This is a genomic window from Leptospira noumeaensis, assembly GCF_004770765.1.
Lineage (GTDB): Bacteria > Spirochaetota > Leptospiria > Leptospirales > Leptospiraceae > Leptospira_A > Leptospira_A noumeaensis.
Window position 1 is genome coordinate 692530 of record NZ_RQFK01000026.1, and the last position, 15171, is coordinate 707700.

Annotated in this window: 15 protein-coding genes; 8 read left to right on the plus strand and 7 right to left on the minus strand. The window is 37.1% G+C overall.

Annotation, left to right across the window (positions count from 1 at the left end; all coding sequences use genetic code 11):
* Positions 1-113 precede the first annotated feature (113 nt).
* Both EHQ24_RS11395 and EHQ24_RS11400 read left to right on the plus strand, forming a co-directional pair.
* Entirely contained in the window at positions 114-1691 is a 1578-nt protein-coding gene (locus EHQ24_RS11395) for an LIC10012 family protein (RefSeq protein WP_135601736.1), read from the plus strand.
* Complete coding sequence (locus EHQ24_RS11400) at positions 1672-2559, plus strand: helix-turn-helix domain-containing protein (protein WP_135601737.1); 888 nt, start codon at positions 1672-1674, stop codon at positions 2557-2559. Before EHQ24_RS11395 ends, EHQ24_RS11400 begins: the two co-directional genes overlap by 20 nt.
* Here EHQ24_RS11400 and holA read toward each other — a convergent pair.
* Positions 2538-3647: a DNA polymerase III subunit delta gene (holA, locus tag EHQ24_RS11405; RefSeq protein WP_135601738.1), complete on the minus strand. Its 1110-nt coding sequence runs from the start codon at positions 3645-3647 to the stop codon at positions 2538-2540. The two genes, EHQ24_RS11400 and holA, sit on opposite strands and share 22 nt — an antisense overlap.
* 51 nt (positions 3648-3698) lie before the next feature.
* Here holA and EHQ24_RS11410 point away from each other — a divergent pair, with 51 nt between their 5' ends.
* Complete coding sequence (locus tag EHQ24_RS11410; protein WP_100743653.1) at positions 3699-3929, plus strand: hypothetical protein; 231 nt, start codon at positions 3699-3701, stop codon at positions 3927-3929.
* Here the strand turns inward: EHQ24_RS11410 and EHQ24_RS11415 are convergent.
* Positions 3913-4488: a Maf family protein gene (locus EHQ24_RS11415; RefSeq protein ID WP_135602450.1), complete on the minus strand. Its 576-nt coding sequence runs from the start codon at positions 4486-4488 to the stop codon at positions 3913-3915. The genes EHQ24_RS11410 and EHQ24_RS11415 overlap by 17 nt on opposite strands.
* Before the next feature lie 39 nt (positions 4489-4527).
* On the opposite strand from EHQ24_RS11415, the gene EHQ24_RS11420 reads away from it, so the two are divergent.
* From EHQ24_RS11420 to EHQ24_RS11430, 3 genes are read left to right on the plus strand one after another with little or no spacing between them, the layout of a single operon-like run.
* Positions 4528-4770 (plus strand): hypothetical protein, encoded by a 243-nt coding sequence (locus EHQ24_RS11420; RefSeq protein ID WP_208725804.1) that lies wholly within the window; start codon positions 4528-4530, stop codon positions 4768-4770.
* A complete protein-coding gene (locus EHQ24_RS11425; RefSeq protein ID WP_135601739.1) occupies positions 4767-5504 on the plus strand; it encodes an SDR family NAD(P)-dependent oxidoreductase in 738 nt (245 codons plus the stop codon). Before EHQ24_RS11420 ends, EHQ24_RS11425 begins: the two co-directional genes overlap by 4 nt.
* 16 nt (positions 5505-5520) lie before the next feature.
* The gene (locus EHQ24_RS11430; protein WP_135601740.1) at positions 5521-6147 is read left to right on the plus strand and encodes an L-threonylcarbamoyladenylate synthase; all 627 of its coding nucleotides are present in this window, start codon (positions 5521-5523) and stop codon (positions 6145-6147) included.
* Between the two features lie 5 nt (positions 6148-6152).
* Here EHQ24_RS11430 and EHQ24_RS11435 read toward each other — a convergent pair whose 3' ends face one another.
* Positions 6153-7148, minus strand: a complete 996-nt coding sequence (locus EHQ24_RS11435) for a CapA family protein (protein ID WP_208725758.1) — start codon at positions 7146-7148, stop codon at positions 6153-6155.
* Positions 7149-7200: 52 nt separating this feature from the next.
* Here EHQ24_RS11435 and EHQ24_RS11440 point away from each other — a divergent pair, with 52 nt between their 5' ends.
* A complete protein-coding gene (locus EHQ24_RS11440) occupies positions 7201-8907 on the plus strand; it encodes an alkaline phosphatase family protein (protein ID WP_135601742.1) in 1707 nt (568 codons plus the stop codon).
* Positions 8908-8927: 20 nt separating this feature from the next.
* Here EHQ24_RS11440 and EHQ24_RS11445 read toward each other — a convergent pair whose 3' ends face one another.
* Genes EHQ24_RS11445 through EHQ24_RS11460 form a run of 4 tightly spaced genes read right to left on the minus strand, consistent with a single transcriptional unit; the run spans position 8928 to position 13102 of the window.
* Positions 8928-11120, minus strand: coding sequence for a ribonuclease R family protein (locus EHQ24_RS11445; protein ID WP_135601743.1), 2193 nt, complete (start codon positions 11118-11120; stop codon positions 8928-8930).
* Between the two features lie 4 nt (positions 11121-11124).
* Positions 11125-11796 carry a tRNA (adenosine(37)-N6)-threonylcarbamoyltransferase complex dimerization subunit type 1 TsaB gene (tsaB, locus tag EHQ24_RS11450; RefSeq protein WP_135601744.1) on the minus strand — a complete coding sequence of 224 codons (672 nt, stop codon included), beginning with the start codon at positions 11794-11796 and terminating at the stop codon, positions 11125-11127.
* Positions 11793-12251, minus strand: coding sequence for a tRNA (adenosine(37)-N6)-threonylcarbamoyltransferase complex ATPase subunit type 1 TsaE (gene tsaE, locus EHQ24_RS11455; protein ID WP_135601745.1), 459 nt, complete (start codon positions 12249-12251; stop codon positions 11793-11795). Before tsaE ends, tsaB begins: the two co-directional genes overlap by 4 nt.
* The gene (locus EHQ24_RS11460; protein ID WP_135601746.1) at positions 12248-13102 is read right to left on the minus strand and encodes an Hsp33 family molecular chaperone HslO; all 855 of its coding nucleotides are present in this window, start codon (positions 13100-13102) and stop codon (positions 12248-12250) included. The genes tsaE and EHQ24_RS11460 overlap by 4 nt, the downstream gene beginning before the upstream one ends.
* 76 nt (positions 13103-13178) lie before the next feature.
* Here EHQ24_RS11460 and EHQ24_RS11465 point away from each other — a divergent pair, with 76 nt between their 5' ends.
* Complete coding sequence (locus tag EHQ24_RS11465; RefSeq protein ID WP_135601747.1) at positions 13179-15161, plus strand: beta-galactosidase; 1983 nt, start codon at positions 13179-13181, stop codon at positions 15159-15161.
* Positions 15162-15171: the final 10 nt, after the last annotated feature.

Consider the following 15171-nt stretch of genomic DNA (forward strand, 5'->3'; position numbering starts at 1 on the left):
TTCCGAAGAATTTGGTCCTATAAAAACCCCTTGTCAATCTTTTCTCAAAGAAAACGAATGAGGGTTGTAGGATAAAGATTTACATTTTCACTGAATCGACCGATTTTAATTTTATGTCTCGCCGTTCTTTTTGCATTTTCTATACACTAACCCTCGTTTTTATTGCGTTCTTCCCGCAATTTATTTCTGGGAAAGAAATTTCTATTCTTCCCGCCTATATTTCAGGCGAAGTTCCTCCGGTTCTTGGGACACGACGAGAGGCGGGTTTTGAATTGTCGCGTCTTTCACGACACTATTTAAAACGAAATTTTTTTACTGAAATTACGGATCCAAAACTTGTAGAAAATTTTTTAAATGAATCAGAGTGGAACGAAGAGGCAGAGTTAAAAGATCAGGATCTCTATTCATATTGTAATGAATGGGATTCGCATTTTGTGGTACAAGATCAGATTGATTTTGGGAACCCCATTCTCGTTAAATCCGTTATTTTCAATTGTAAAAACCAAACGAGACAAACGATCCAATCCAAACTCATTTCTAATTTTGTATTAGCCTATGAAAAACATAACGATAAAAGTTTTCGATTTTTGCCTCCTCGTTTTTATGAAAAGAAAAACAAAGTTGCTCCCAATTACGAGATAAATGTTTTTATCGATATCAATTCCTCTTATGCCTATTACAAAAAAGACATCTTAAAAAGTTTAACTTCCATGTACGATCAAGATGGATTGTTTTTGGGTGTGACGCTGGTAAAAAAAGATAAAATTGTCACAATCCCGCCAACGAAAGATCATATTGAAATTAAAAAATTGATGGAAGAAACGGGATGGCAAGGTAACAACCAAGCCGAATCAATTCTATCCGCATTACAAGGATTAAAGTCAAAAATTTCCTCTGGAAAAAAAGAATCTAGAAAACTATTTTTATTACTCTCCTCCGCAGTAAAAGATAAATCGGGTTCTATCATCATGGCTTTGAACGATCTGCGTCATATGGAAATTGAACCGGTTCTATTAATTCCAAATCATTCGGAACTAAGCACTATTAGAGAATTACAAAGGATTGGTAAGGCAAGTAATAGCCGAGTTGTAGGTATTACGGAATACCAAAAGATAGGTACTTCCGAAGGATATGAATACCTTTACTTAAACCAATTCAATGTGTATTCTTCGGTGGAAGAATTGCCGATGCCTTTCAACTGGAACCAAAGCCAAATTAAAAAATATGATGCCTCGCTCGTTCGCGCCGCAGTGGATGTGATCACTCCTTATAATCTTTACCTTGCTTACGAAAAAATTTCCGACAAACGTGTATTGGAAAAAGAAGAAATCAAAACCGATTTGGAGTATATACTTCGAACAGAATCGAATACTGATCAAACGGAAAAAGATCGATTTCAAACAGTTCTTGTGGAATCAAAAGGAGAAGCTATTTGGATTCAGTTGCCTTATGATGTGGCTGTTACCAAAGGAAAAGAGTATTTGATCCAAACTACTTTTGTTTTGGATCCGCTTTCTACATGGGGCGTAAAAAATGCCCCAGCAGAAACAAATTTATTTAAAATCAATACAACCTATCCAAAAACGCTTTTGGTAAAACCTTCCCAGGCAAAAAAGTTTTTAGATATAAATAAAATTAGAGAATTTAATGGATATCTGCAAGGGACAGTGAGTGTCATCAAAAAGAAGTAAACCCACTTCAGAATGGATTTCCAGCGGATCTGACATTCAAAAGATTCGTAATCAATGGATCGAAACTTCTAATTCCAACTTACCGATGTTAATCATTGGAGAAAGAGGCGTAGGAAAAAGTTTTTGGATCCAAAAGAGTTTAGAACAAAGAAATATATTACCAGACTCAATGATTCGTTTGGATTTTTCGTATCCAATGCCATTCGCGGAATCTTTGGAAAAAATCAAATCTTCAAAACAAATGATTACCATTTTGATTGATCGTATTACGAAGGCCAAACCGGAAGAAGTTTTGTTATTACAACAATGGTGGAAATCGGAGAAATACGAAGAAAAATCCAAAGTAAATTTATATTGGGAAATTCATTCTGAGGAACTAGAAACTTTAAACCAAAAGAATGTGTATGCAGATTTTTATGATCAGTTAAAGTCTTTTCGCTTTGAACTTCCCAATCTGAAAAAAAGAATATCTGAATTACCATTATTTGTTTCTCAGTTTTTAGAAGAAGCAAACACAGAGCTGGGTAAAAAGATCACAGGTATAGAAGAAGAGTTTTTTGTTTTCTTTAAAAACAAAACCTTTACCTCGAATCTCTCTGAATTACGAGATATGATCTTTGCCCTTGTGGGATTTTCTTCTGGCAAACAATTGCATTGGAAACAGATTCCTTCCCATTTTTTTGAAAACCAACTGTCTGATTTAGAGGTAAAACCAGGGATTAGTTTGGAAACTTATGAAAAGGAAATCATTAAAGCCAATTTGATTTATACGAAAGGAAACAGAGAAAAAGCAGCAAAGTTACTTGGAATTTCTGAAAGAAATTTATATCGCAAATTACATGAATATCATTTGGAAGATCTTTCTTGAAGTAAAGAAAAGAGGTGCATAATTTTTTGTAAAAAATAATTTCTTCCTTCTTCATCGCGAAGACCTGATTTGAATTTGATATTCATTTCAATCACTTGGTCATAAAACAAATCTAAAGTTTTATCTGTAAATAGAGCAGAATCAGAAACCAATTGCCTTCTTACAAAATTTTTTCTGGCATCAGAATAACTTCCTGTTTTTAAAAGTTCATCCATGATCGGAATGGGAACTTCCCCATTATGCCTTGCTCGAATGACTTTGATTTTGCGAATCTCGTCTAGTTTGTAACTGAGCCTGGTTAAGAAACTGAGTATCTCTGAGTTTTGATCCCCAAACTTTGTGAATTCTTTAAAAAAATCTACCTTACGTTTTTGCACCAAAGTTTCTACAAGTACATTGGTATTCAGTTCATTTTGGCTAAACAAAACCGAATTCACATCATCGATTGTAAATTTAGAACGGTGTAAGTATTGTTTTAATTTTTTTACACTTTTTAGATAAGCACCTACATTGGCAGGAATTCGATGGATGAATTCATCGGCGGCATTGGGTTCAAAATGAACTTGTTCTTGGTCACAAACTTCTTTGAATACTTTTGGGTAATCACTTGGATATAAAAACTTAGTTTTGTAATAGTTTAAAGTTCCTTGAAAGAGTTGGATCAAACCTTGTGGGATATCTTTTCCATCGTAATGAACAATGAGGAAAATTTCATCAGAAACCGCGGTTATATTTTTACGAAATCCAGAAGCAAAGTCTTTCCATTCTTGTGCGGCTTTTGCATCAAGTATGGGTTTAAAAAGTGCGGCAGCTTGTTTGACAATGATGAGTTTTCTTGGGTAGAACATATCAGGTGTAAATAGTTCAGCAAAAAGTTTTGCCTGTTCTCCTGATTCCGAAACGATCAGAATGATCTCATAGGCTCCTGATGATTTTGAAAGTGCTTCTTTGTAATGGTCGATGATGAGTTCAAATTCATAGGAATCTTCCCCCGTATAGGCAAAAAATTGCGGAAGGTTACTAGTCTGGGTTTTGAAGAGTTGGAAAAGAGAGGTAAATTCTCTGGCTTGTGATTTTTTTGTTTCCATTTTCGTAAATCCGGTCTAATCTTTCGATAAGATCGAGGCGATATTCATAGTATGGAAATCTCAAGTAATGTGGCAAGAGTTTCAGGACTAGGCGAACCGTATATGTATGTGTCTCCCGCATACAATACCCAAGCAGTGGAGCAAGTAGAAGAAATTCAGTCTCGCTCCTACCAGCCTAAATATGTTTCTGGTGAAACTGAAAAAAAAGCAGCAGAAGTCCAAACAAGTCCGGATGCCAAAGCGGCCTACAAACCGGGAAATTTAGTCAACTTATACGCGTAATAGACCTTTCCCAGAATGGTAACCACACCGAAGAAAGAGCAAAAAAACTTCGGAGAGGGAATCCCATCACATTGGTATAGGAACCAACTCGCTCTAATACCGGGCCATTTTCATCCTGGATTCCATATGATCCAGCTTTGTCAAAAGGTCGACATCGCAAAACATAATCTCGAATCTCGGCTTCCTTCCAATCCTTAAATTGAATTTCGGTTTCTTCGTAAAAGAAATCAAACATTGTTCCAATCCGTAAACCAGCGCCAGAAAAGACTGAATGTTTTTTCCCCGAAAGGGTTTTGAGTATGCGAACCGAATCTTCCACGTCGATCGGTTTGTGTAAAATTTCATTTTGAAATACAACAATGGTATCGGCTGCTAGGTATAAGTTGTTTTTATCAGCTTGATCTCCCAATTTAGAGTGAACCATTCGTTCTAAATAAACTAAAGGGACTTCTCCTGGAATTTGCGTTTCATCAATGTTTGCTGGTTCCACTTGGAATGAAAATCCAAGATCGGTGAGTATTTGGATCCGTCTTGGTGATGTCGATTTGAGTATAAACAAATTCTTGCTATTCCTTACGGGATATTGTTTCATTTCATAATGATGAGTCCTCGACTTTTGGCTATTTTTTTATGGGCGATCGTTTTTGTTTTTGGATGCAAACGAGGTCTTTCGGAAGACATCCAAGATTGTAATCCCGTAGCAGATTACTATGAAAAAGGAACACACTACATAAGAAGAGATTTGGTTCGGGATGATAATACTTTAGATTATAAAAAACTTTTGGAAGACACAAAACCTCAAGCTAGCGATTGTTATCCTTCCAATCACGAGGTAAAATGAGTTTATTTGATGTAAAAGGGAAAACAATTTTGATCACTGGTGCCAGCCGAGGTATTGGAAAAACTTTGGCTCTAGGATTTAGAGATGCTGGTGCTATTGTCTACGGTGCAGGTTCGAGACCAGAATCCATTGAATGGATGGCCAAAGAAGGTATCAATGGTGTGGTTTTGGATGTGCGAAGTGAAGGTGCGGCTTATGAAATCATTGGCCAAATCAAAGCAAAACATGGAAAACTGAATACTCTTATCAACAATGCAGGGATTGCAACAAATACTCCAGCTTCTGGATTTAAAGAAGAAGAATTACAAAATATAGTTCAAACAAACTATGTGGGAGTATTTCGCAATTGCCAAGCATATTACAAACATCATAAAAAAGAAGGTGGAAACATCATCAATGTAGCTTCTGTTCTGGGAATGGTAGGTAGTAAACTTGCATCCGTGTATTCCGGGACAAAAGGCGCTGTCATCACTTTATCCAAAGCACTTGCCATCGAATGGTGCAATAATGGTTACCGAGTGAATGTCATTTGTCCGGGCCTTATTGATACAGAAATGACTGACATGATCAAAGACAAAGAATTTATCATGAAACAAGTGCTTGCTGGTATTCCAATGGGAAGACTTGGTAAACCAGAAGAATTATTAGGTGCAGCAATATATTTGGCATCAGATACTTCTTCTTATATGACAGGCCAGTGCATTGTTCTGGATGGGGGACTCACAGCACAATAGTTGCAGTGAAATTTTTATGATCCTTTATCTCCATCCAGAAAATCCCGAAATCCGAAAACTCAAACAAATTTCGGACAGGTTGAAGGATGGAGCTGTATTTATATTTCCAACTGATACTGTTTATGCGATCATTGCCGATTCTCATTCAAAGTTGGGTGTCGAAAAAATATACGCCATTCGTAAATTACCCAAAGACAAACCACTTTCTCTTATGTGTAAAGACATTTCAATGGCTTCCAATTTCATTGAATATTTACCAAATTCAGCTTATAGACTGATGAAACGAGTGACACCTGGCCCATTTACCTTTGTCCTGAAAGCCAATAAAAACCTTCCAAAACCTTCAGTGGTTCACCATAAAGACAAACAAATCGGCATTCGGATTCCTGATCATATCTATTTGACTGAACTTTTAAAAATCCATGATTCTCCTCTCACTTCCACTTCTGCCTTTTGTGATGACGAGTTTATCATCGATATTGATGATTTAGAATCTATCTATGGAAACCAAGTCGATGGGATCGTGGATGGTGGGATTGTCAGAATGGAACTTTCCACTATTTTACAAATCAATGATGACTCAATCGATTTGATTCGTGAAGGAAAAGGATACGATCTAATAGCCGGAGAAATCTCTGGTTAAAAAAGTTAAAACAAGATACCTGGAATTTTTTTTAGATGGGCTTCATAGCCATACATTCTTTTTTCTAAATGTTTCGGAAGTTTTAAAGGAATTTCATTCCTTGTGTATTTTAAAATAGGTATGATTTTATATCCATGGGAATAAACCCAAACCGGTTCCGTAATTACATTTTTAATTCGCTTTTGATTCTTTGAATTGATTTCTAATTCGAAAGATAAAATGATTCCACCATCTGTGTTTTCTCTATTTTGAGCAGACAAAAAATTACCAAGAGAATAAGCAACCAGTCGGTCTTCCCAGGTTTTTTCTTCTTGGAACTGATCGATTCTTTGCACCACATGCGGGTGGCCTCCAATGATGATATCAGCACCAGCTTCGAGTCCAAGATTCACCCATTTGGTCTGCGACTTATCCGGTTTTTCTTCGTACTCTGATCCATAGTGATACCATAGGATGACAAAATGAATTCCGTTTTCTTTGGCAAAAGCCACATCTTCCTGAATTTGTTTTTCATTTAATAAGCGAACAATACGATCATTTTTAACAGGAATTCCATTTGTAGAATATGTATAATTATAAATTGCAATTTTGATTCCATTGACCTCGATAAAAAAGTCCTTTCTATCTATGTAATCAGAATTGGATTTAAAAGTTCCAATCGGAACCATTCCCATTTGTTTAACAGATTCAATTGTATGATCAATTCCAAACGCACCTTTATCAGCAGAATGATTGTTAGCTGTGGATAAAATGTCAAACCCAGAATTTTGTATTCCCGTTAAATAACCAATAGGAGATCCAAATCTTGGGTAACCTGTAAATTCATTCGGATCTGTTGCGATAGTCGTTTCTAAATTACCTAAAGTTAAATCTGCATCTTGTAATGAATTTGAAACGTATTCGAAACTACCACTAGAATCATAATCTTTTGTTTTTGCACGGTAATAGGTAGAGATTTGTGAGTTATGGCACATGAGATCACCAACAACTTTAATTCGCACTTGCCTAGTAAAGTAAACATCAGGTAGAGTGTAACAGGATAGGAAGGAAACAGTGATACACCAAATATATAGAAATCGAAATATTGCAGTCATAGTTGGTCTGTTTTTGGCACTTTTTAATTGTGGTTGGGAAAAAGATTATAAGCGCGCTGCCTATCTTTCCATGCAGCCTGATACCGATTTAATATTAGCACCATATCCATTCTATATTTTTGATAGAGAAGCAAGAGATGCAATCACTCTTTCCCATTATTCAAAGGAGGAAATAAAAAATATTTTAGAAGACCATGATTTGTCCTGGGATGATTTAAAAAACCAATGGCAACTCGATGCGGAAGACGAACATTTTTCCAAAGAAGTCAATTACACATCACACTATACACAATATTTCTATGATACAGAAATTCCCATTTGGATTTATGGGCCAAAATGGATTCGCACAGGTCAGTATTCTGATGAAATCAACCAACAACATATCCCTTCCATTTATGGAAGAATTTTAGACTTTCAGTTTAAGAATACAATTGATGTATCCTACTTGGAAAAAATATTCCAAAACCAAAAAGAGAAACCAGAAATCATTGTTACCGTAGTTGTAGACCAAGGTGGAAGACAACTTTACAAAGCACACAAAGGCGCTTATCCTTTCTTAGAAGATTTAAAAAACAAATCTGCTTATTTCAAAAAAGCAAAAGTTGGTCATTTAGAATCCCATACAGCAGTCGGTCACATGGCCATTGGAACCGGCGCTTTTCCCAAAGATTCAAAAATCTTTTCAAATGAAATTTATACTTATGCAGACGGAAAAGTCCTCCATAGACCTGTTTACCAAGGAAAAAACAAAGATTGGGATTTGAGCGAGATGCAAGTCCCGAGTTTTGCCGATGAATGGGATCTTTCCAAAAATAATGAACCAGTCATCGTGAGTCAGTGTTATGCGGCAAGAGCAGCCGTTGGTATGGGAGGACATGGAAAACTTTTCACACCGATAAAAAAAGGATCTGAAACAATTTCTCCAGATAATGATTATGTTTATTGGCAAGATGTAAAAAATCTATCTTGGTCAACGTATAACGATGCTTTCCTTGTTCCTAAATCAGTCCAAAAGTACAATCTGTACAAATTCTATTTAGATCATAAAAAGGAGATTTCCACTCATTTTGAAGCTAAAGATCCAATCGACTTAATCGCAAAAATCCATCATTTCCAAGGATCCGAATTTCAAGCAAAGATGGATGGCGCTCTCTTTCGTGATACGCTTACTGAAACGATTATCAATACGAAGAAAGATAAAGATGGAATCACTGATCTTGCCTATGTAACTTTAAAGGCTACCGATGCTGTGGGTCATTTGTATGGATGGGAATCTAAAGAGGCAGAACAAGTTTTAAAAGCGACTGACAAAGAAATCGAAACCATCTTTGAATTTCTAAAAACAAATTATGGTGATAACTTCATTATGGTGGTAACCGCAGATCACGGAGCGGCCCCTATGCCAGAAATCTCCAATGGTCTTTTTCTAAGTCATGAAAGATTTTTTGATTCAGTGAATGAATTATTACCAGAATCAGAAAGAACCAAACGATCTTTAGTCAAATGGGTGGCTCATTCCCAATTGTCTTTGGATCGTGATTTGATGAAAACACACCAAATCAGTGAAGAGACCATCATTCAAAAAATTATGTCGATTCAAATGAAAGAGAGGCAGTTTTTTAGAAAGGTCTGGAAACGAGAAGAAATTCCGAATCTATCTTTATAAAATAGATTCGGAAGTTTAATTTACTTCTTTTTGGTTTGGGGCTCATCTTTTTTGAAATCTTTTAATTTCAAAAAAACTTTGATCTCCTCAAAGTCGATTCGATCAAGGCTTACAGAAACTGGATCACCGATAAAAAATATTTTTGAATATTTTTTCGAATAAAATGAGAAATCATTTTTAATCGTAACTTCAAATTCATCGGTAAACTCTGATTTATCGAGAACACCTTCCAAATTAGATATATCTAATTCCACAAAAATTTGAGAAGGTCGGATCCCCACAATAAATCCTTTGAACTCTTGGATTCCCGTTGATTCCAGATAACGAAATGATTTGATTTTGACAATGTCTCGTTCCGCATCTGCGGCTCTTCTTTCTTCTTCTGAACAATGAAGCCCCATCACAGCAATTTCATTTTCAGAGTATGCTCTTTCTGTTTCTAAAAGGGTTGCCTGTAATACTCTATGAACTATTAAATCAGGATACCTTCGGATGGGTGAGGTGAAATGACAGTAGTCCTTGAACCCAAGACCCCAGTGCCCGAGAGGATCAGATCCGTAATACGCCTGCATAAAACTTCGCAACAGTAAATAATTGAAAATTTTTCCAACGGAACCATCTTCAATTTCTTTCACTGCTTTCATGATCTCTGTATAACTTGTATCTTTGATTTGGATGTTATAACCGTTCAATTGGAGGAAATGATTGAGTGTCTCTAACTTTTCTTCATCCATAGCTTCGTGGATTCGATGTAATGACGGAGCTTTTCTTTTTCTTAAAAATTCATCTACTTTCAAGTTAGCAGACAACATCAACTCTTCAATCAGTATATGACTTGTTAGGCGTTCACGATTGACTATTCCCACAGGTTCTTTTCTTTCGTTCCAAGTGATTGTGGTTTCTCGTAAATTTAAATCGATTCGGCCTGCTTCCATTCTACGTTTGCGAAGGGCTTCCGTGAATTGGGAAACCTGATACATCCAATTTTTGGGATCTTTGGCTTTGATTTCCTCTTCGGCCATTTCATAAGTGTATCTTGTATTCACTTTGATGACGGACTTATAAAACTTGGCATTGTAAATTTCACCTGTTTTACTTGCTTCCATCTCTACGGTAAAGGCGAGGCGATTGGTATTTGCCACCAAACTACAAAGGTCTTCTGATAAAATTGGTGGCAACATAGGAACCACACGGTTGGCTAAATAAACCGAAGTAGCTCTTTCATAGGCCTCTTTGTCGAGAGGAGAATCTTTTTCTACATAATAAGAAACATCTGCAATATGAATCCATACGCGAAGTCTATTCCCTTCGTCGACAAAACTAATGGCGTCATCAAAATCTTTTGCAGTAATGCCATCGATTGTAACTGCATATAAATCTCGTAGATCAGTTCTTGTATTCCAATCCGTAACTGTTTTTTCTGAAACTTCTTCTGGAAAGTCCAAAGGGATAAAATCAGGATGCACCGGATCATAATTGTACTTCATTAGAATCCGTTGTAAGTCGCTGTCTTCTTTAGTATCCGATTCAAATCGAATAAAACTCACATCATAAAGATTGTCTTGTGGAAGTGTGCCTTCTTTAAATTTTACAATCAGTGTGTCGTTTACTTGAATCGAATCAAATGTGTCTTTGAGAATGGACTTAACATGAAGTACACCTTCTTTACCTTCACCAAGCATATCGAGAAAATTTCCAAAAACAAATTTATTGGTTTTTTCTCTAACTCGCATTCGGTAAAGAACACGGCCACGTTTGACAATATTAGTCACTTCTGCTTCGAGCCTGTCTCTTTTGCCAACACCCAAAGGGATGACTTCTACTTTATCTCCGGTGATGGCTGAATTGGTCATTGGCCCCGGAACAAAAATTTCGTTTTTGGAAGGGAGAGAGATAAAACCATCACCCCTACGGGAAATGGAGATTCTGCCTGTTAGGCGAAAGGGATTTGCTACTGTTAAGTATTTTTTGTTAGGAATTAGTAATCCTTCGGCTTCTAACAAGTTGAGAAGTTGGTCGATAAGAAATTCGATTTCTTTTCTAGGTACTTTTTCTTTTCGTTTGAAGGATTTTACTTTCTTCGTTTTTGGGTCGGGTCGTTTGAATTCACTTGATTCGGTAAATTTTTTTTTGATCTCTTGTCTTGTGATGTCCTTTCCGGATTTTTGATCCAGAAATTCTATGATTTTTCTTTGTATTTTATAGGTATCCATAAATTCATTTGTGATCTACGTAGGTCCCGCGGATGTAGTTGGGCAGGAGAGATAAATAGTCGTTTTTATTAGTTTCTGATTTGAAATACTGGTTCAAACTATACTGTAGTATAGACGAAAGATTTAGGTTTGTCGCTTCAATTTTTATCGCAGTATTAGGGTAAAACTTAGGCAAATTTCCAGTATAGTACCAATTGTTAGGTGTCCATTCATTAGTTTTCAGTTTCGATTCAATGGATTCTGGTTTCATATCGAAGGATTCGGAAAAACCACTTTTAGATGCAAATTTTGTGTAGTATTTTCCTTGTTTGCCATCCAAACAAAGTAGGGAAGTTTCGCCATCAACTCTGTTTCCACCAATTCCAACCAAATATGCTTCTAAACTATCGACTCCAAAGACTGGAATTTTCCACAGTTGGGCAAGATCTCTAGCTGTAGTCACTGTTATGCGAATGCCTGTAAAAGAACCCGGACCGTTTGGAGTAATGATAAGATCTGGTTTTTGGATTTTAGCTTTTTCTAAGCCCAACCGAATGTATTCTACCAACTTATAAGAAGATTCTTTTGGTGTGGTTTCTGTTTGTTCGGAAAGAATTTCCAAATGCGTATTTTCCTTATATTCAGCAACAAGGACTTGGATCCAATCTTGGGTTGTGTCGAAATACAAAACCTTCATCGAACTTCCTCATCTGACCATTCCAAAGTATAGGAACGAACCTCTTGTGAATCCGAATCAATCGACAAGTGGATTCGACTTTTTTTTGGTAAATATGGTTCCGCAATTTGCCACCATTCAATCGCAGAAACTGATTCTTTTCCCCAAATTTCTTCGAATCCAAGTTCATCCAGTTCTTCGGAAGATTTTAGTCGGTACAAATCAAAATGGTATAAACGAAAGTTAGGCGAATCGTAAATATTATATAAAGAAAAAGTAGGAGAATTGATGGAACTTTCGGTTCCGAATCGGCTATACCATTCTCGAACGAAAGTAGTTTTACCGGCTCCCATCTCGCCAGAAATCAGAATGGTGGGGAATCTATTTTTCTCTAAGAATTGTTTTACCAATTGGTCCAAACTTAAAAACACTGGGTTCAGTTCTGATTCTCTAAGAGAAAGAAAACTGGCTTTCATTGATTGAAGAATTTCTCCACATCAAAAGAATCAAATTGGTAAGCTGTTCTACAAAACTCACAAGTGATTTCTATTTTTCCCATTTCATCGATGATGGAATCGGCTTCTTGTTTGCCAAGGGAAGCAATGATATCGGCCACTTTATGTCGGGAACAATCACATAAAAATTCTGGAGTTTCTTTGCTTAAAACTTCCAATTCAGATCCGATTTCTGTTTGGAGAGAAGTAAGCATCTCATCGATACTGAGTGCCCAAAATGCTTCTTTTCTCACAAGTGGTTGGATTTTAGAAATGAGAAACTTAAAACTTTCTTCGGGTGCATCGGGCAAGGCTTCAAAGAACAAACCTTTTGCGGAAAAATCATTTCCTGGAAAATCAAAAGGATACACTTCCATTCCTACAATGGCTTTGATTTGTTCTGATTCGGTTAGGTATTTGATAAAATTAACTTCGAAGGTATCTTCCACAAGGTTTGTGTAAGATTGGTAAGTGTCTGAATCAAAGTCCCAACGAATCACTTTCATGATTCCTTGGCCTAAAATAAATTCATTTCGAATGTCACCTTCTTCATGACTTGCGGAATAGGCCACAGACTTCATCTTTCCATACCGATCACTATAGGCTAAAGCCTGTTTGTTGGAATCGTCTTTCCATTGGATGCTTACTTTTTGTTGGTTTTTTGTCATCTCTGCGAGAAAGAGAGAGCCCATCATGGTTTTGGATAGGAATACGGACATTTCTTTGTTTAGAGAATGCAGAAACATGGGTTCTTTGGCTGTTTCTGTCAAATCGACTAAAGTAAATCGATAGTGGTGGGTGTTGGATATACCTAAAATAACTTGGTCAGACATTATTTGATTGAAAGGGGTGTTTTCTGATTCAGTCTGTGTCACAAGATAGATTCTGCAATCTGAAAAAAGGAAAAATATGATCTTTGGCGCCTGTTATTATCCCGAACAATGGAACCCTAAGGATTGGGATGAAGACCTTAAAATAATGAAAGAGATGGGTCTTTCGTCTGTAAGGCTCGCCGAGTTTGCATGGGGACTTATGGAACCCAAGGAAGGAAAGTTCGACTTTTCTTTGTTTGATGCTGTTTTAAAAAAAGTCCAAGATCATGGAATGACTGCGATTCTCGGAACACCGACGGCAACCTTTCCACCCTGGTTGTACAAAAAATTTCCTGAAATCGTTCAGGTTTCCAAAGAGGGGATTGTTCGAGGGATTGGAACGAGACGCCAGGCCTGTTTTTCCTCGCCTGCTTACAAAAAAGCTACGGAACGGATTGTGACTGCAATGGCCAAACATTTTGGCAATCATCCGGCAGTAGCAGGCTGGCAAATTGACAATGAACCAGGACACGAAGGTTCCGATGTTGATTATTCTCCATTAGCTCTTAAAAACTTTCGCACATGGCTTAAGACAAAATACAAAACTCTCGATTCGCTTAACAAACGTTGGGGGAATGTTTTTTGGGGAGTCATCTATTCAGACTGGAATGAAATTCCGTTACCAGCAGCCCACGTCGCTAGTAATTTCAATCCTGCCATGATTCAAGACTATTACAGATTCCAATCGGATGAACTGGTATCCTACATTCATTTCCAAGCAGAGATATTACGCAAATATAGCAAAGGAAAACCACTCACAACGAATCTTTATCCTTCTCCTTTTTTACCAATCACAGATATGGCAGATATGTTTTCCAAATTGGACTATGTGTCTTGGGATAACTATCCTGTTTGGGGGAACCAACAAGAGCCATACCCACATCCTCTTGTTACAGCCACACAACAATATTCTAGAGGTTTAAAGAACAAACCATACACTGTGATGGAACAATTTTCGGGTGTCCAAGGTCACGATACTTTGGGTTACCTTCCACCGCCGGGCCAAATTGGCCTTTGGCTCACACAAGCCATTGTGAATGGAGCGAACCAAATTTATTTCTTTCGATACCGGACGGCAAGATTTGGCCAAGAACAACTTTGTTATGGAATTCTAGACCATGGAAAAAGAAAAACTGCCAAGTACTTTGAATTAAAAAATACAATCGAAGACATTCGTGAATTTGCTATCGACATTGCTGATTCGCCTTACAACGCAGAGGTGGCAATTTTACATGATATTGAAAATTCCCGTAATTACAAACACCAACCTCTTAGTGATGGTTTAAAATTTGCTCCGGTTCCTTTTGCTCAAGTTGGCTACGATATTGAACTCGCTACTTGGTTTGCAGGAACCAATGTTTTGAATGTAAACTCCCATTCCTTACCCATTAGTGCAGAGAACGACTGGTCAAAATACAAAGTATTAACACTCCCTCTCTATACAATGTTTGATCCAGCAGTTGTGGAAAAATTAAAAACCTATGTAGCGAATGGGGGAACTTTGGTTCTTGGTTACCGCGCGGGAATCAAAGACAAGGACCACTGGATGGTTGAAGAACCTGTTCCTGGTGTATTCGGTGAAATGACTGGGGTGGAAGTATTTCAGTTTGAAGCGCCAGCTACTGATAAGGTCCGAATTCGTATGGGAATATTACCTCTAAAAGGTGCTAAGTTTTGTGAAATTCTGGAACCAAAAACGGCGAAGGTTGTCGCCAGATATAACGATTCTAAAAAGTTTTATTCCGGCAAACCAGCCATCACAGTGAATTCATATGGAAAAGGCAAAGTTTATTATGTGGGAACTTCCTTAACTCCTGAAAGTTTCATTCTATTATACCGAAAGATTCTAAAAGGGGCAGGAGTTCCTTTTGGTTTTCTTGGGGCAACGATTGAACGCCATTATCGTGAAGGAAAAAAATACAATTACCAAATCACGATGAATCATTCGTCGAAGTATAGATTGGCTGGCCTTTCGATTTTAAAACCCTTTGGTTATAAGATCAAAAGGATTCCAAAATAGAAATTTGTTA

Coding starts and splice junctions, on each gene's coding strand:
- EHQ24_RS11395 (WP_135601736.1), top strand. CDS start 114: ATGTCTCGCCGTTCTTTTTGCATTTTCTATACACTAACCCTCGTTTTT.
- holA (WP_135601738.1), bottom strand. CDS start 3,647: ATGGAAACAAAAAAATCACAAGCCAGAGAATTTACCTCTCTTTTCCAA.
- EHQ24_RS11410 (WP_100743653.1), top strand. CDS start 3,699: ATGGAAATCTCAAGTAATGTGGCAAGAGTTTCAGGACTAGGCGAACCG.
- EHQ24_RS11420 (WP_208725804.1), top strand. CDS start 4,528: ATGATGAGTCCTCGACTTTTGGCTATTTTTTTATGGGCGATCGTTTTT.
- EHQ24_RS11425 (WP_135601739.1), top strand. CDS start 4,767: ATGAGTTTATTTGATGTAAAAGGGAAAACAATTTTGATCACTGGTGCC.
- EHQ24_RS11430 (WP_135601740.1), top strand. CDS start 5,521: ATGATCCTTTATCTCCATCCAGAAAATCCCGAAATCCGAAAACTCAAA.
- EHQ24_RS11445 (WP_135601743.1), bottom strand. CDS start 11,120: ATGGATACCTATAAAATACAAAGAAAAATCATAGAATTTCTGGATCAA.
- tsaB (WP_135601744.1), bottom strand. CDS start 11,796: ATGAAGGTTTTGTATTTCGACACAACCCAAGATTGGATCCAAGTCCTT.
- tsaE (WP_135601745.1), bottom strand. CDS start 12,251: ATGAAAGCCAGTTTTCTTTCTCTTAGAGAATCAGAACTGAACCCAGTG.
- EHQ24_RS11460 (WP_135601746.1), bottom strand. CDS start 13,102: ATGTCTGACCAAGTTATTTTAGGTATATCCAACACCCACCACTATCGA.
- EHQ24_RS11465 (WP_135601747.1), top strand. CDS start 13,179: ATGATCTTTGGCGCCTGTTATTATCCCGAACAATGGAACCCTAAGGAT.